Origin of the sequence: Saccharothrix texasensis (genome assembly GCF_003752005.1) — a bacterium.
GTDB lineage: Bacteria > Actinomycetota > Actinomycetes > Mycobacteriales > Pseudonocardiaceae > Actinosynnema > Actinosynnema texasense.
The window spans coordinates 4,502,970-4,517,959 of the sequence record NZ_RJKM01000001.1; the positions used below are offsets into that span (position 1 = coordinate 4,502,970).

Below are 14,990 nucleotides of genomic sequence, written 5' to 3' on the forward strand. Positions count from 1 at the left end.
CGGGCCGGTGGCGGGCTAGCCGTCCTTCTTCGCGCCGCCGTTGCCGTTGCCGGCCTTGGCCTCCGGCTTCGAGCCAGGCTTCGGGCCCGACCCGGCTCCCGGCTCGACCTCGGCGTCCTCGGCCCCCGCCGCCGCGGTCTCGGCCCCGGCTCCCGCCTCGGGCTCGTCGAACGACGCGGGCAGCTTCTTCAGGTGCTTGCTCATCGACTTGACCAGGAAGACCACGGCGATGAAGAACAGCACCAGCACCAGCAGGCCCAGCGGGGAGGACTTGCCGAAGTCCTCCTGCTGGCCGCCCGGGTCCTTGTCCGTGGACGGCTGCCGGGCCAGGACGATCGCCGTGGTCTGCTCCCACGGGACCGGGTCGAACGAACTCACGCGGTCACCCTCTCCCGGACGCCCGCGAACAGGTCGTCCTCGGGCACGGTGCTGTCGACCAGCGACCGCGCCAACTCGTACTCCTCGGTCGGCCACACCGAGCGCTGCATCTCCAGCGGCACGGCGAACCAGCGGCTCTCCGGGTCGATCTGCGTGGCGTGGGCCTTGAGGGCCTCGTCGCGCACCGGGAAGAAGTCGGCGCACTCGACGCGGGTGGTGACCCGCTCGATGACGTCCGGCTTGTCGGTGTCCCAGCCCGCCAGCCACTCGGCGTACGGGGACTCCTGGCCCTCGGCGATCAGGGCCTCGTGGAACGCGGTCAGCTTCGCGCGGGAGAAGCCGTGCGAGTAGTACATCTTCAGCGGCTGCCACGGCTCGCCCAGCTCGGGGTAGCGCTCCGGGTCGCCGGCCGCGTCGAACGCGGCGACCGACACCTCGTGGCAGCGGATGTGGTCGGGGTGCGGGTAGCCGCCGTTCTCGTCGTAGGTGACGATCACGTGCGGGCGGAACTCGCGGATCACCTGGACCAGCGGCGGCGTCGACTCCTCCAGCGGGGTCAGCGCGAAGCAGCCCTCGGGCAGCGGCGGCAGCGGGTCGCCCTCGGGCAGGCCCGAGTCGACGAAACCCAGCCAGCGGTGCCGCACGCCGAGGATCTCGGCGGCGCGGGCCATCTCGGCACGACGGACCTCGGCGATGTTCTCCAGCACGTCCGGGCGGTCCATGGCGGGGTTGAGGATGCTGCCCGCCTCACCACCCGTGCAGGTCACGACCATGACCTCGTGGCCCTCGGCCACGTAGCGGGCCATCGTGGCGGCGCCCTTGCTGGACTCGTCGTCGGGGTGCGCGTGCACCGCCATCAGGCGCAGCTTCTCAACCATGACGGTGGTGCTCCTCCTCGCCCCTGCCGAACCTGTCTGGTCCAGCCCCTGCGACACTCAACGCGGTGGTCGAGGGACATTGTTCCCCACGGGCGGGAAGGCTTTGGACAGTGGCACTGCCGGAGGGTCGGTACGGCACACCGCGCAGGTCCCTGCCCAGGTGGGCGCGGTGGTCACTCCCCGTGATCGCGGTGCTGGTGGGCGGGGTCGTCGCGTGGGTCGGCTACCGCAACCTCGGCACGATGCCCGTCGAGGCCAAGCAGACGGCGTTCACCGTGGTGGACGACAGCACGGTCGAGATCACGTTCGAGGTGGTCAGGCAGACGCCGGAGCAGTCCGTGGTGTGCATCGTGCGCGCGCGTTCCGGGGACGGCGACGAGGCCGGCCGGCGGGAGGTCCTGGTCGAGCCGGGAGCCGGCACGGTGCGCGCCACGACGGTGCTGCGGACGTCCAAACCACCCGTCACCGGTGAGGTGTTCGGCTGCTCGTACCAGGTTCCGGCGTACCTGTCCACGAGGTAGCGGCCAAGCGGGTGATCTGCGGGTTTAGTGGCGGATCCGGGAACAAAACGCCGTCGTTGAACGTTCTGTGTCTGTTACTCTGGCCTTTCAGCACGGCCCCGACGCGGGCCGTGTTTTTCCGTTCCGGGCTGGTGCGCCCGGGAACTGCCAGCCCACGCCGTGGGCCGGAGCAAGACGAGGAGTTGGTGACCGTGAGCGACACTGAGGTGACCTGGCTGACCCAGGAGGCCTACGACCGGCTCAAGGGGGAGCTGGACGAGATGATCGAGAATCGCCCGGTCATTGCTGCGGAGATCAACGCGCGTCGCGAGGAGGGTGACCTCCGCGAGAACGGCGGGTACCACGCGGCCCGTGAGGAGCAGGGCAAGCAGGAGGCCCGCATCCGCCAGCTCCAGGAGCTGCTGAGGGTCGCCAAGGTCGGCGAGGCGCCCACGGTGACGGGCGTCGCGGCGCCCGGCATGGTGCTCACAGTGCGTTACGACGGGGACGACGAGACGGAGGAGTTCCTGCTCGCCACCCGTGAGGAGGGCGCGCACGGCGCCCTCGAGGTCTACTCCCCGTCGTCGCCGCTGGGCAAGGCGTTGCTCGGCGCGAAGGAGGGCGAGGCCCGCCAGTACGAGCTGCCCAACGGCAGCACGATGAAAGTCACGCTGATCAAGGCCGTGCCGTACGCCGGCTGACCCCAGACACCGGGAGGGCGGCCACCACGCGGGGTGGCCGCCCTTCTGCTGTCGGGTCACGTGACCCGTTCCAGCAGGGGCCGCACGCGGGGCGGCACCGGCGTGGACAGCGCGATCGACGTGGACAGGCGCTGCACGCCCGGCACGTCCACGATCGAGTCGATCACCCGTTGCAGGTCGGCGTTGGACCGGGCCACGACCCGCGCGAACAGGTCACCCGGCCCCGTCGTCGCGTGCACCTCGCACACCTCGTTGATCGCGGCCAGCCCCTGCGACACCTCGTGCCGCCGGCCCTGGGCGATCTCCAGCACGGCGAACGCCGTCAGCCCGTAGCCCATCGCGGCCAGGTCGAGCGCGGGCGGGAAGCCCGTCAGCACGCCGCGCGCCACCAGCCGGTCCAGCCGGGCCTGCACCGTGCCGCGGGCCACGCCCAGGCGCCGTGAGCACTCCAGCACGCCCAGCCTCGGCTCGTCGGTGAGCAGCAGCAACAGCCGTGCGTCCAGAGCGTCCACGGCCTGGTCAGAGTGTTCAGCTTGCGCGTCCGAAGGCATATTTCACTGTACAGAACGACCAGTGAAATCGATGACTGTTGCTCACCCTGACCAGGCACGCACATCCTGTGAGGCATGACGCAGCAGCTTGACGACGTGAGCTACGACCAGCTCCGCCAACTTGTGGGCCTGGTCGACTACGACGGGACGCGCGACCCGTTCCCCGTCCGCTCGATGGACGCCGTGGTCTTCGTGGTCGGCAACGCGACCCAGACCGCTTGGTTCTACCAGGTCGCCTTCGGGATGCAGCTCGTCGCCTACGCCGGACCGGAGACCGGGCAGCGGGACCACAAGTCCTTCGTGCTCAAGTCCGGCTCGGCGCGGTTCGTGATCAACGGTGGCGTGCGGCCGGACAGCCCGCTGCTCGACCACCACCGCAAGCACGGTGACGGCGTGGTGGACCTCGCGCTGGAGGTCGCCGACGTCGACCGGTGCGTCGAGCACGCGCGGGCGCAGGGCGCGACCGTCCTCGTGGAGCCGCACGACCTCACCGACGAGCACGGCACCGTCCGGACCGCGGCCATCGCGACCTACGGCGAGACCCGCCACACGCTGGTCGACCGGTCGAAGTACCGCGGTCCCTACCTGCCCGGGTACGAGGCGCGGGAGAGCACGGTCGTGCGGCCCGCGGGCGCGCCGAAGCGGTTGTTCCAGGCGGTCGACCACTGCGTGGGCAACGTCGAGCTCGGCCGGATGGACCACTGGGTCGAGTTCTACAACCGGGTGATGGGCTTCGTGAACATGGCGGAGTTCATCGGCGACGACATCGCCACCGACTACTCGGCGCTGATGAGCAAGGTCGTCTCCAACGGCAACCACCGGGTGAAGTTCCCGCTCAACGAGCCCGCCGTGGCCAAGCGCAAGTCGCAGATCGACGAGTACCTGGAGTTCTACGAGGGCGCCGGCGTGCAGCACATCGCGCTCGCGACCAACGACATCGTGGCCACGTTGACCGCGATGCGCGCGGCGGGCGTGGAGTTCCTGGAGACGCCGGACTCCTACTACGACGACCCGGAGCTGCGGGCGCGCATCGGCGAGGTGCGGGTGCCGATCGAGGTGCTCAAGGAGCACCGCATCCTGGTCGACCGCGACGAGGACGGCTACCTGCTGCAGATCTTCACCAAGCCGATCGGCGACCGGCCGACCGTGTTCTACGAGCTGATCGAGCGGCACGGGTCGCTCGGCTTCGGCAAGGGCAACTTCAAGGCCCTGTTCGAGGCGATCGAGCGCGAGCAGGAGCGTCGCGGCAACCTCTAGCCACCGCTTCCTCCCCGGCGGGAACCGTCGGGTGGAGCTCCGCGTTGTGCCGGCGACGGGCCGGTCCGGGCACCCCCGGGCCGGCCCGTCCGCTTCGGGTTCCTGTCGGAACCGTGAGGAAGGCCGTACCGCACGCGCCGGGACCGGTACTCTCGGTGCGGGGATATCTCACACAGCATTCACCTGGAGGGTGGCATGGCGCTGGCGGCACGGGTCACCGCGGTGCTCCCGCTCGTCGGCGCGCTGGCCACGGCCGTGGCGCTGACCGGCGCGGCCTTCTTCACCGTGGCCCACGCGGGGTGCGCGGACTCGGGCCGGTTCGTCGAGCGCGACGGGATGGTGGAGTTCGTCGGCGGGTGCGTCGACGGGCACGAGCTGCCCGCCGTGCCGCGGGTGGAGAACGCCCGGTACGACGTCAAGCCCTGACGTCCGCGCGCGTTTGGGCGATAGTGGACCCATGTGTCGCAACATCAGGGTGCTCCACAACTTCGAACCGCCCGCCACCGAGGACGAGGTCCACGCGGCGGCCGTCCAGTACGTGCGGAAGGTGAGCGGGGCCACGCGCCCGTCGGCGGCGAACCAGGAGGCGTTCGACGCGGCCGTCGAGGCGGTGGCCGAGGCCACCCGCGTGCTGCTGGAGTCGCTGGTCACGCACGCCCCGCCCCGTGACCGCGAGATCGAGGCCGCCAAGGCCAAGGAACGCTCCGCCGCCCGCTTCGGCCCCCGCTGACCGCGAGAGTCGTACCTTCCCGCCGCGCGTGTCCTACCTCCAGAACGCGCGTGTCCTACGTTCAGAACGCGTGAGTCCTACGCTCGGAACGCGTGAGTCCTACGTTCAGGCACCCCGAGTTGAACGTTCAGCGCAGCACGAACCCCGCGCCCGAGGTGACTGGACGCGGGGTTCGGCCGTGCTGAGTGTTCAACTCGGGTGTTCCGAACGTAGGACACGCGTGACGTGAACGTAGGACTCGCGCGTTCCGGACGTTGGACTCTCGGGTCAGTCCAGGGCGGTCAGGAGGTCGGCGACCAGGTCGTCGGCCGATTCGATGCCCACGGACAGGCGGATCAGGTCGGCGGGCACCTCCAGGAGCGAGCCCGCGGTGCTGGCGTGGGTCATCCGGCCCGGGTGCTCGATCAGGGACTCGACGCCGCCCAACGACTCGGCCAGGGTGAACAGCTTGGTGCGGGCGCACACGCGCAGCGCCGCCTCCTCGCCGCCCGCCACGCTGAACGAGATCATCCCGCCGAACCGGCGCATCTGCTTCGCCGCGATCTCGTGGCCGGGGTGCTCGGGCAGGCCCGGGTAGTACACGTGCGTCACCTTCGGGTGCCTGACCAGGGCTTCGACGACCTTCTCGGCGTTGTCCGAGTGCTTCTCCATGCGCACTTCGAGCGTCTTGATGCCCCGCAGGGTCAACCACGCGTCGAACGGTCCCGGCACGGCGCCCGCGCCGTTCTGCAGGAACCCGAACTGCGCGTCGAGCTCGTCGTCCGACGTGATCAACGCCCCGCCGATGACGTCGGAGTGCCCGCCGACGTACTTGGTCGTCGAGTGCAGCACGACGTCCGCGCCCAGCTCCAGCGGGCTCTGCAGGTACGGCGAGGCGAACGTGTTGTCGACCACGAGCAGCGCGCCCGCCGAGTGCGCCACCTGCGCGAGCAGCGCGATGTCGGCGATGTTGAGCAGCGGGTTGGTCGGCGTCTCGATCCACACGACCTTGGTGTTCGGCCGGATCGCCGCGCGCACCGCGTCGACGTCGGACAGCGGCGCGGGCGTGTGCTCGACGCCCCAGTGCGACAGCACCTTGTCGATCAGCCGGAACGTGCCGCCGTAGGCGTCGTTCGGGATGACGACGTGGTCGCCGGGACGACACATCGCGCGCAGGGCCGTGTCGGTCGCGCCCATGCCGGAGGCGAACGCGCGGGCGTGCCGCCCGCCTTCGAGCGCCGCCAGGCACTCCTCCAGCGCGGCGCGGGTCGGGTTGCCGGTGCGGGAGTACTCGAACCCGCCGCGCAGACCGCCGACGCCGTCCTGCGCGTAGGTCGAGGTGGCGTGGATCGGCACGATGACCGAGCCGGTGGTCGGGTCGGGGTCCTGCCCGGCGTGGATAGCCCTGGTCGCGAAACCGTAGGGGCCGGTGTCCGTCATGCACCTAGGGTACGGCGGGGTAAAAAGCAACCGCCCGTCGACCGGAAGGCCGACGGGCGGTCGGGTGAAACGGGTGAACCGGTGTCCGACCTAGGTCACCACTGCTGCGGCGGCTGCTGGCCGTACGGGTTCTGCTGCTGCGGCTGGCCGTACGGGTTCGACGCGGGCGCCTGGCCGTACGGGTTGGCCTGCGGCTGGCCGTAGCCGCCGCCGGGGTAGCCGCCGGGAGCCGCGCCCTCGGGGGCGTTGACCACGATGGTGCCCATGATCTTGTCGGCCCACGTCTGCTTCTTCGCTTCCCACAGCGGCGCGAACCAGCCCGCGTAGCAGGGCAGCGAGTCGACGAAGTGGCACAGGTGGCGCACGAAGGCGTTGCCGAAACCGATCGGCTGCCCCGTCTCCTCCTTGATGAGCTTGATCTTCGCGATCTTCTTGCCCATCGACTGGCCGGTGGTGCCGGCCAGGTACCAGGAGTTGTAGATGATGAAACCGAGCAGGCCCAGGTAGCCGATGCCGCTGAGGATCAGGTAGATCGTCGGGTCGCCGGTCGCCGCGCCGATGCCGGCCAGGACGCCGACGATCAGGCCGGGCGCGAAGTAGTCGATGAGGAAGCCGACCGCGCGGCTGCCCCACTCCGCGTAACCGCCCGCGGGCGCGCCGTAAGCGGGCTGCGCGGCGTACGCGGCCTGCGCGGCCCACGCCTGCTGCTGTTGCTGCTGCGGCTGGCCGTAGGGGTTCGACGCGGGCGCCTGGCCGTACGGGTTCTGCTGCGGCTGGCCGTACGGGTTGGACGGCGGCTGCTGGCCGTACGGGTTCTGCTGCGGCTGCCCGTACGGGTTCGACGGCGGCTGCTGGCCGTACTGCTGCGGCGGCTGCTGGCCGTACTGCTGCGGCGGCTGCTGGCCGTACTGGGGCGGCTGCTGCGCCGGGAACCCGCCGGAGCCGGGCTGGGCCGGGAACGCGCCGGAACCGGGCTGCTGCGCCGGCTGACCGTACGGGTTGGACCCGGGCTGCTGCGTCGCGCCCGGCGGCACGACCTGGGTCGCGTCCGGGTTCGGCTGGACCTGCTGCGGTCCGGAGGGCACGACCTGGGTCGCCTCCGGCGGCGGGAAGGCAGGGGGCTGGCCGCCGCCGGGCACGACCTGGGTCGCGTCGGCGTTCGAGGGCTGGGCACCCTGCCCCTGCTCCTGCTGGTTGTGACCGCCGAACTGCTGGTTTCCTGGCGGCTGCGGAGCGTTCATCGGAGTTTCCAACCCCCTTGGCACGGGCCGTAGGTGTATGAGTCGGTGGCCAACGCTAGCGGATGCGATCCCCCCGGCCACGCACAACCGGTCAACCTGTCCCGATCCGCGACGAGGATCGGGACACGTCGACAGCGGTCCGGCGGGGAATCGGCGTCCGGCGGGCGTCCGGTCAGCGACCGGCGAGGAAACCCAGGATGTCCTGCCGGGTGACGACTCCGGCCGGCTTGCCGTCCTCGAGCACCAGCGCACCGTCCGCTGAGGACAGTGCCGCCATGGCCGAGCTGATCGACTCGCCCGCGCCGATCGTGGGCAGCTTCAACGACATGTGCCGGTCGAGCCGGTCGGTCAGCTGCGCCTTGCCGGTGAACAGCGCGTCGAGCAGGTCCCGCTCGTTGACCGCGCCCGCCACCTCGGCGGCCATCACCGGCGGCTCGGCGTTGACGACCGGCATCTGGGAGACGCCGTACTCGCGCATGATCGCGACCGCCTCGGCGACCGTCTCGTTCGGATGGCCGTGCACCAGGTCGGGCACCGTGCCGTCCTTGCGGCGCAGCACGTCGCCGACCGTCGCGCCGGAGGTGTCGGGCGACAGGAAGCCGTACTGCGCCATCCACTTGTCGTTGAACACGCTCGACAGGTAGCCGCGCCCGCCGTCGGGCAGCAGCACCACGATCACGTCGTCCGGGCCCGCGGTCTCGGCGACCCGCAGCGCCGCCGCGACCGCCATGCCGCACGAGCCGCCGACGAGCAGCCCTTCCTCGCGGGCCAGGCGCCGGGTGATCTCGAACGAGTCGCTGTCGCTCACCGCGACGATCTCGTCGCACACGGTCCGGTCGTAGGCGTCCGGCCAGAAGTCCTCGCCGACGCCCTCCACCAGGTACGGCCGGCCGGTGCCGCCGGAGTAGACCGAGCCCTCGGGGTCCGCGCCGATGACCTTCACCCGGCCCTCGGAGACCTCCTTGAGGTACCTGCCCGTGCCCGAGATGGTGCCGCCGGTGCCGACGCCCGCGACGAAGTGCGTGATCCGGCCGTCGGTCTGCCGCCACACCTCCGGACCGGTGCCGTGGTAGTGGCTGGCCGGGTTCTCCGGGTTGGCGTACTGGTTGGGCTTCCACGCGCCGGGGATCTCGGCGACCAGGCGGTCGGAGACGTTGTAGTAGGAGTCGGGGTGCTCCGGCGCGACCGCCGTCGGGCACACCACGACCTCGGCGCCGTAGGCCTTGAGCACGTTGCGCTTGTCCACGCTGACCTTGTCCGGGCAGACGAAGACGCACTTGTAGCCCTTCCGCTGGGCCACGAGCGCCAGGCCGACGCCGGTGTTGCCCGAGGTGGGCTCGACGATCGTGCCGCCGGGCTTGAGCTCGCCGCTGCGCTCGGCCGCCTCGACCATGCGCAGCGCGATGCGGTCCTTCACGCTGCCGCCGGGGTTGAGGTACTCGACCTTGGCGAGGATGAGCGGCCGGCGGCCCTCGGCCACCGCGTTCAGCTTCACCAGCGGCGTGTTGCCGACCAGGTCTACGACGCTCTCGACGTACTCCACGACGGACCTTCCACTTCTTGAGATGACTCGCTGAGCGTATATGGGTGGCGGTGGGTTCGGCCCGGTGGACGATGGGCATCGGGAGAGTGGAGGGTCCGATGCGGGGGTTTCGGCTCCTCGCGCTGGTCGCGGGGGTGTTGGGCGGGTTGACCGGGGTGGCGTACGGGCTGGTCAGCGAGCAGTCGCGGCGGGCGCGGGTGGTGATCGGGGCGCCCGAGGCGCCGCCGTTGCGCGCCGACGGCGTCTACGGGGACGGCGCCGGGACGCCCGTGCGGTTCGCCGTGCTGGGCGACTCGATGGCGGCCGGGCTCGGGGTGGACGACCCGGCCGAGCTGCCGGGCGTGGTGCTGGCGACGGGGTTGGCCGACGAGGTGGGCGCGCCCGTGCGGCTGGAGACGCACGCGATCTCCGGGTCCACGTCGCGCGACCTGGCGGCGCAGGTGGACCGGGTGGTGGCCGACCCGCCGGACGTGGCGCTGGTGATCATCGGCGGGAACGACGTGACCACGCGGCTGTCCATCCCGGGGTCGGCGGCGTTGCTGGGCGCGCAGGTGCGGCGGCTGCGCGCGGCGGGGGTGGGTGTGGTCGTCGGCACGTGCCCCGACCTGGGCACGGTGCGGCCGATCCCGGAGCCGGCGCGGTCGGTGGCGCGGGAGTGGTCGCGGCGGCTGGCGCGGGCGCAGCGGGTCGAGGTGGAACGGGCGGGCGGCGTGGCGGTGGCGCTGGGCGACCTGCTCGCGGCGGAGTTCCGGGCGCGGCACGCCGACTACTTCAGCCGGGACCGGTTCCACCCGAGCGCGGCCGGGTACGAGGCGGCGACGTCGATCCTGCTGGCGCCGCTGTGCGGCGTCCTTCGTCACGAGTGGTGGCCGCGCTGAACGGGCGTTAACTAGGCTGCACGTCACACGTTGCGGCGAAACAAAGGAGTTCCGTAATGCCTGAGGCCGTGATCGTCTCCGCCGCCCGGTCGCCCATCGGGCGCGCGGGCAAGGGCTCGCTCAAGGACGTGCGTGGCGACGACCTGACCGTGCAGGTCCTCAAGGCCGCGCTGGCGAAGGTCCCGCAGCTCGACCCCCACGACATCGACGACCTCATGCTCGGCTGCGGCCTGCCCGGCGGCGAGCAGGGCTTCAACATGGGCCGCGTGGTGTCGGTGCTGGCCGGGTACGACAACGTGCCGGGCACCACCGTGACCCGTTACTGCGCGTCGAGCGTGCAGACGACCCGGATGGCGCTGCACGCGATCAAGGCCGGCGAGGGCGACGTCTTCATCAGCGCCGGCGTGGAGACCGTGTCGAGCTTCGCGCGCGGGTCGTCCGACTCGTGGCCCGGCACGCACAACCCGGTGTTCGCCGAGGCCGGGGCCCGCACGGCGGCCGTGGCGGAGTCCGGGGCGTCGGAGTGGGTCGACCCGCGGGTGAACGGGCAGCTGCCCGACATCTACATCGCCATGGGCCAGACCGCGGAGAACCTCGCGCTGGCCAAGGGCGTGACGCGGCAGGAGATGGACGAGTTCGGCGTGCGGTCGCAGAACCTCGCCGAGAAGGCCATCGCCAACGGCTTCTGGGCGCGCGAGATCACGCCCGTGACGCTGCCGGACGGCACGGTCGTGTCGACCGACGACGGCCCGCGGCCCGGCGTGACGATCGAGGGCGTGTCGGGGCTCAAGCCGGTGTTCCGGCCGGACGGGCGCGTGACGGCGGGCAACTGCTGCCCGTTGAACGACGGCGCGGCGGCGCTCGTGATCATGAGCGACGTGAGGGCGAAGGAGCTGGGCATCACGCCGCTGGCGCGGATCGTGTCGACCGGCGTGTCCGGGCTGTCGCCGGAGATCATGGGGCTCGGGCCGGTGGAGGCGTCCAAGCGGGCGCTGGCGCTGGCCGGGATGTCGATCTCGGACATCGACCTGGTGGAGATCAACGAGGCGTTCGCGGCGCAGGTCATCCCGTCCTACCGCGACCTGGGCATCGACCTGGACCGGCTCAACGTCAACGGCGGCGCGATCGCCGTGGGTCACCCGTTCGGGATGACCGGCGCGCGGATCACCACGACGCTGATCAACTCGCTGCAGTTCCACGACAAGCAGTTCGGCCTGGAGACCATGTGCGTCGGCGGCGGCCAGGGCATGGCGATGGTCCTCGAACGGTTGAGCTGAACCGCGTCACGATTACTGTTACCCCTCGTCCTACCTTTGAGCAGGGGAGGTCGGGGTGGCGATGCCGTACGAGTGGTGGCACAGCGGGTACGACCGGCTGTGCCACGCCTTCACCGCGCACCAGGCCTCGGAGGCGTACTTCGAGGCGGCGTGCGCCCACTCCGTGCCGCCGGAGCACGTGCTGCGGTCGCGGAGCGGGGCGTTGTGCGTGCCGTGCCTGGTCGAGGTCGGTTCGGCGATGGAGGACGACCACACCTGGCGCGGCTGAACGCCCGACCGGGCGCGTCCGAGTGTTCAACTCGGGTGTTCCGAACGTAGGACACACGTGTTCCGAACGTAGGACACGCGCGTTCTGGAGGTAGGACTCACGCGGTTGGGGTGGAGAGCGCGAAGGGCGCCGCCCGGCGGTGGCCGGGGGCGCCCTTCGGGTGCGGGTGCGACTAGTCGTTCTGGAAGTACGACAGCAGGCGCAGGATCTCCAGGTACAGCCAGACCAGCGTGGTCATCAGGCCGAACGCGGCGAGCCAGGCGTACTTGGCGGGCAGCGCGCCGCGGATCATCTCGTTGGCCGCCTCGAAGTCCAGCAGGAAGCTGAACGCCGCGATGCCGATGACCACCAGGCTGAAGACGATCGCCAGGGTGCCGCCGTCACGCAGGCCCATGTTCACGCCGAACATGCCCATGACCAGGTTGCCGAGCATGAGCACGGCCGCGCCGACGGTCGCGCCGATGATCCACTTGGTCAGGCGCGGGGTGACGCGGATCGCGCCCGTCTTGTAGACCACGAGCATCGCGCCGAACACGCCGAACGTGCCCAGGATCGCCTGCCAGGCGATGCCCGGGAAGATCGACTCGAACACGCCGGTGATGGCGCCGAGGAACACGCCCTCCGCCGCCGAGTAGGCGAGCACCATCGGGCCGCTCGGCGTGCGCTTGAAGATGATGATCAGGGCCAGGACCAGCCCGATGAGCATGCCGGGCACCGCGAGCGCGAACGGCGCGACCTGGCCGGAGAGCACCAGCCACGCCGAGACGAACCCGGTGAGGATGGCCACACCGAGCGTCGTCGCGGTCTTGGTGACCACGTCGTCGATCGTGATGGGCCGCTCGCCGGTGGTGGGCGGCGCGCCCTGGTAGCCGCCGTACTGCTGCGCCTCGTAGGGCTGGCCGAAGCCTGCGTAGTTACCGCTACCGCCGCTGGTCGGCAGGTTGCGGAACGCGGGGTTGCTGGTGGTACGCACCTCGTCCTCCTGTGGCGTGCTGACGCCGTCACGGGGTTCAACGACCACACGAGTCGATCGGTTCCCGTCGGGTAAAAGCGACTTTACTCGGACTGTCGATCTCGAATCCACACCCCGCGCTGCGGAGCGTAGTCGGCGTTCCACCCCGCTGGTGGCTTGTCGACGTGATCTCGGACCCGTAAGGCTCAGTGCCGGCAGCTCTCACCGACCGGCGACGCCCACCGGCGCGCCCGAGGGGTTCAGGACATCATGGCTTGGAGACGACTCGCCGGCGCGGTGCTCGCGGCCGGTCTGACGCTGCTGGCGGCGCCCGTGACAGCCGGGGCGCAGGCGCAGGAGGGCATCGGCTACGAGACCGACCCGCAGGGTTACCGCGGCAAGCCCGCGGGCGGGGACTGGCTCGGCTCGTACCTCTGGCGCGGCCGGCAGGTGTGGTGCGTGCAGTACTCGCTGCTCGCCCCGGACAGCTCCGTCGAGTACCGGGAAGGCGACGAGCTGCTCACCAAGGGCGGCGCGCGGCTGCCCGACGACGTGGCGGGCAGCATCTCGTACCTCCTGTTGAGGTACTCGAACACCCAGTCGGCTGACGAGTCGGCGGCGCTGGCGCACCTGCTGCACACGTGGACGGCGCGCGAGGACCCGGCCCGGGGCATCTCCCTCGACCCGAACAGCGACTTCCGGCACATCGCCTACAACGCCGACTTCCACTTCCAGCAGCTCGGCCGCTTCGGCCAGGCCCAGCAGGCGGTGGGCCGGCTGGAGGCGGAGGCGGCGGCCAACCGCGGCCCGTGGGCGGCGAAGGTGACCGCTCCGGAGAAGGAGCAGGTCATCGGCACCCCCGACACGTGGGTGGTGGACATCACCAAGACCGACGGCGGCCAGGTGGCCGGCGCGCCGCTGAGCGTGGAGCTGACCGACGCGACGCTGGAGTCCGGCGCCGCGACCGGTGAGCTGACCACGTCCGCGGACGGCGAGTCGCTCGCGGTGAAGGTGGTGCCGACCGGGCCCAACCCGTCGTTCACGGTGAAGCTGGACAGCCCCGCCGACCGGCCCAAGGTGCAGATCCCGGCCGACGACAACATGCAGCGGATCGTCACCACGGGCGGCGAGAAGAAGCTGACCGCGAACGCGTCGACGACCGCGAAGACCCCGCCGGGCGTGGTGAAGGTCGCCAAGACCGACGCCGAGACCGGCAAGGCGATCGCGGGCGTGGCGCTGAAGGTGACCTCGGCCGACGGCTCGACGCCCGCGAAGCGGCAGGACGACACCGGGCTGACCGGGCCCGAGGGCACGCCGCTGGTGCTCCAGACCGCCGCCGACGGGACCGCGACCGTGCCCGACCTGCGCACCCCGCAGGAGGTCTGCCTGATCGAGGTCGCGCCGGCCAAGGGCTACGAGGAGTTCTTCGACCCCAACGCGCCGCCCAAGGTGTGCGGGACCGTCGAAGCGGGCCAGACGCTGGCGCTGGCGCTGACCAACAAGCCGGACAAGCCGGTCGTCCCGATCACGATCGCCGCCGGGTCCCAGGGCGCCGGCGTGGTCGCGAAGGCCGCGTACACCAGCGAGGTGTCGGCCGGGGCGCTGGTCGGGTTCGGCGGCGTGGTGCTGCTCGGCGCGGCGCTGGTCGGTCTCCTGGTCCGGCGACGGGCGACCTCGCGGTCGTGAAGGCACTGCTGACCGGCGCGGCGGTGGCGGCTCTGCTCGCCTCCGCCGCGCTCGTCTCCACCCAGGCGCCGGACGTGGTGCTCGCGGGCCGGCCCGTCCCCGGTGACGCCGTCGTGCCGCACCCGTTGGGCGACAGCGCGCGCTCGGGACGCGGTGTGGACCTGGCAGGCATGCCGGCCGGCGCGAACCGGCCCGCGACGCCACCGCCCGCGACGAGCGCCGCGACGACCACCGCGGCTCCCCCGCCCGCCGACCCGCCCCGGCAGCAGCCGGGGACGGTGCGGCTGCCCGAGGGCGGGCTGGCCACGCTGGTGCGCGAGGAGGTCACCGCGGCCGGCGCGCTGCCGATCCCGGAGGGCGTCGGCGAGGCGACGTGGTGGGGCGTCGACCTCGGCGCGGCCGAGGGCGCGACCGTGCTGGCCGGGCACGTGGACTGGAAGGGCGTGACCGGGCCGTTCGACGAGCTGTGGCGGATGGCGGTCGGGCAGGAGGTGACCGTGGTCGACACGGCCGGCCGGACCTTCCGGTTCCGGGTGAGCCGGGTCGAGGCGGTCCGCAAGGAGGCCCTGCCGTCCCGGGCGGTGGAGCTGTTCGGCCCGCGCGGCGGGCACCGGCTGGTGCTGGTGACGTGCGGCGGGCGGTGGGTCGGCGGCGACACCGGCTACGAGGAGAACCAGGTCGTGACCGCCACTCCGGTGGCGTGACCCGGTCACGGGTGGTAGTCGCGTCAC

At 71.5% G+C, this 14,990-nt stretch carries 17 protein-coding genes; 10 read left to right on the forward strand and 7 right to left on the reverse strand.

Annotation, left to right across the window (positions count from 1 at the left end):
• Positions 1-15 precede the first annotated feature (15 nt).
• A complete protein-coding gene (locus tag EDD40_RS43680; RefSeq protein ID WP_246037732.1) occupies positions 16-378 on the reverse strand; it encodes a hypothetical protein in 363 nt (120 codons plus the stop codon).
• A complete protein-coding gene (gene mca, locus EDD40_RS19085) occupies positions 375-1,256 on the reverse strand; it encodes a mycothiol conjugate amidase Mca (protein ID WP_123744127.1) in 882 nt (293 codons plus the stop codon). Before mca ends, EDD40_RS43680 begins: the two co-directional genes overlap by 4 nt.
• Positions 1,257-1,366: 110 nt before the next feature.
• On the opposite strand from mca, the gene EDD40_RS19090 reads away from it, so the two are divergent.
• Together EDD40_RS19090 and greA are read left to right on the forward strand one after the other, a co-directional pair.
• On the forward strand, positions 1,367-1,777 hold the full coding sequence (locus EDD40_RS19090; RefSeq protein WP_123744128.1) for a DUF4307 domain-containing protein: 411 nt from the start codon (positions 1,367-1,369) through the stop codon (positions 1,775-1,777).
• A gap of 185 nt (positions 1,778-1,962) precedes the next feature.
• Positions 1,963-2,457: a transcription elongation factor GreA gene (gene greA / locus EDD40_RS19095; protein ID WP_053719387.1), complete on the forward strand. Its 495-nt coding sequence runs from the start codon at positions 1,963-1,965 to the stop codon at positions 2,455-2,457.
• A 56-nt stretch (positions 2,458-2,513) separates the two neighbouring features.
• On the opposite strand, the gene EDD40_RS19100 is transcribed toward greA, so the two are convergent.
• Positions 2,514-3,008: an Lrp/AsnC family transcriptional regulator gene (locus EDD40_RS19100; RefSeq protein WP_123744129.1), complete on the reverse strand. Its 495-nt coding sequence runs from the start codon at positions 3,006-3,008 to the stop codon at positions 2,514-2,516.
• A gap of 75 nt (positions 3,009-3,083) precedes the next feature.
• Between EDD40_RS19100 and hppD the strand changes: the two genes are divergently transcribed.
• The 3 genes from hppD to EDD40_RS19115 all read left to right on the forward strand — a co-directional run bounded on the left by hppD (position 3,084) and on the right by EDD40_RS19115 (position 4,995).
• Entirely contained in the window at positions 3,084-4,265 is a 1,182-nt protein-coding gene (gene hppD, locus EDD40_RS19105; protein ID WP_123744130.1) for a 4-hydroxyphenylpyruvate dioxygenase, read from the forward strand.
• A 195-nt stretch (positions 4,266-4,460) separates the two neighbouring features.
• Positions 4,461-4,691: a hypothetical protein gene (locus EDD40_RS19110; protein WP_123744131.1), complete on the forward strand. Its 231-nt coding sequence runs from the start codon at positions 4,461-4,463 to the stop codon at positions 4,689-4,691.
• 31 nt (positions 4,692-4,722) lie between these two features.
• On the forward strand, positions 4,723-4,995 hold the full coding sequence (locus tag EDD40_RS19115; RefSeq protein WP_123744132.1) for a DUF2277 domain-containing protein: 273 nt from the start codon (positions 4,723-4,725) through the stop codon (positions 4,993-4,995).
• Between the two features lie 267 nt (positions 4,996-5,262).
• Here the strand turns inward: EDD40_RS19115 and EDD40_RS19120 are convergent, their stop codons facing one another.
• From EDD40_RS19120 to EDD40_RS19130, 3 genes are all read right to left on the reverse strand, one after another.
• The gene (locus EDD40_RS19120; protein WP_123744133.1) at positions 5,263-6,414 is read right to left on the reverse strand and encodes a cystathionine gamma-synthase; all 1,152 of its coding nucleotides are present in this window, start codon (positions 6,412-6,414) and stop codon (positions 5,263-5,265) included.
• Positions 6,415-6,509: 95 nt separating this feature from the next.
• Complete coding sequence (locus EDD40_RS19125) at positions 6,510-7,655, reverse strand: RDD family protein (protein ID WP_123744134.1); 1,146 nt, start codon at positions 7,653-7,655, stop codon at positions 6,510-6,512.
• A 172-nt stretch (positions 7,656-7,827) separates the two neighbouring features.
• Complete coding sequence (locus EDD40_RS19130) at positions 7,828-9,198, reverse strand: cystathionine beta-synthase (RefSeq protein WP_123744135.1); 1,371 nt, start codon at positions 9,196-9,198, stop codon at positions 7,828-7,830.
• Between the two features lie 98 nt (positions 9,199-9,296).
• Between EDD40_RS19130 and EDD40_RS19135 the strand changes: the two genes are divergently transcribed.
• The 3 genes from EDD40_RS19135 to EDD40_RS19145 are packed head-to-tail and all read left to right on the forward strand — an operon-like array spanning position 9,297 to position 11,621.
• On the forward strand, positions 9,297-10,076 hold the full coding sequence (locus tag EDD40_RS19135) for an SGNH/GDSL hydrolase family protein (protein ID WP_123744136.1): 780 nt from the start codon (positions 9,297-9,299) through the stop codon (positions 10,074-10,076).
• A 56-nt stretch (positions 10,077-10,132) separates the two neighbouring features.
• Positions 10,133-11,353 carry an acetyl-CoA C-acetyltransferase gene (locus EDD40_RS19140; RefSeq protein ID WP_123744137.1) on the forward strand — a complete coding sequence of 407 codons (1,221 nt, stop codon included), beginning with the start codon at positions 10,133-10,135 and terminating at the stop codon, positions 11,351-11,353.
• A 55-nt stretch (positions 11,354-11,408) separates the two neighbouring features.
• Entirely contained in the window at positions 11,409-11,621 is a 213-nt protein-coding gene (locus tag EDD40_RS19145) for a hypothetical protein (RefSeq protein WP_123744138.1), read from the forward strand.
• Between the two features lie 172 nt (positions 11,622-11,793).
• Here EDD40_RS19145 and EDD40_RS19150 read toward each other — a convergent pair whose 3' ends face one another.
• Complete coding sequence (locus EDD40_RS19150) at positions 11,794-12,594, reverse strand: Bax inhibitor-1/YccA family protein (RefSeq protein WP_123748131.1); 801 nt, start codon at positions 12,592-12,594, stop codon at positions 11,794-11,796.
• Between the two features lie 249 nt (positions 12,595-12,843).
• Here EDD40_RS19150 and EDD40_RS19155 point away from each other — a divergent pair, with 249 nt between their 5' ends.
• Positions 12,844-14,259 carry an MSCRAMM family protein gene (locus EDD40_RS19155; RefSeq protein ID WP_123744139.1) on the forward strand — a complete coding sequence of 472 codons (1,416 nt, stop codon included), beginning with the start codon at positions 12,844-12,846 and terminating at the stop codon, positions 14,257-14,259.
• Positions 14,256-14,963 carry a class F sortase gene (locus EDD40_RS19160; RefSeq protein ID WP_246037733.1) on the forward strand — a complete coding sequence of 236 codons (708 nt, stop codon included), beginning with the start codon at positions 14,256-14,258 and terminating at the stop codon, positions 14,961-14,963. Before EDD40_RS19155 ends, EDD40_RS19160 begins: the two co-directional genes overlap by 4 nt.
• The last annotated feature ends 27 nt before the right edge of the window (positions 14,964-14,990 follow it).

Coding starts and splice junctions, on each gene's coding strand:
- mca (WP_123744127.1), bottom strand. CDS start 1,256: ATGGTTGAGAAGCTGCGCCTGATGGCGGTGCACGCGCACCCCGACGAC.
- EDD40_RS19100 (WP_123744129.1), bottom strand. CDS start 3,008: ATGCCTTCGGACGCGCAAGCTGAACACTCTGACCAGGCCGTGGACGCT.
- hppD (WP_123744130.1), top strand. CDS start 3,084: ATGACGCAGCAGCTTGACGACGTGAGCTACGACCAGCTCCGCCAACTT.
- EDD40_RS19110 (WP_123744131.1), top strand. CDS start 4,461: ATGGCGCTGGCGGCACGGGTCACCGCGGTGCTCCCGCTCGTCGGCGCG.
- EDD40_RS19115 (WP_123744132.1), top strand. CDS start 4,723: ATGTGTCGCAACATCAGGGTGCTCCACAACTTCGAACCGCCCGCCACC.
- EDD40_RS19120 (WP_123744133.1), bottom strand. CDS start 6,414: ATGACGGACACCGGCCCCTACGGTTTCGCGACCAGGGCTATCCACGCC.
- EDD40_RS19125 (WP_123744134.1), bottom strand. CDS start 7,655: ATGAACGCTCCGCAGCCGCCAGGAAACCAGCAGTTCGGCGGTCACAAC.
- EDD40_RS19135 (WP_123744136.1), top strand. CDS start 9,297: ATGCGGGGGTTTCGGCTCCTCGCGCTGGTCGCGGGGGTGTTGGGCGGG.
- EDD40_RS19140 (WP_123744137.1), top strand. CDS start 10,133: ATGCCTGAGGCCGTGATCGTCTCCGCCGCCCGGTCGCCCATCGGGCGC.
- EDD40_RS19155 (WP_123744139.1), top strand. CDS start 12,844: ATGGCTTGGAGACGACTCGCCGGCGCGGTGCTCGCGGCCGGTCTGACG.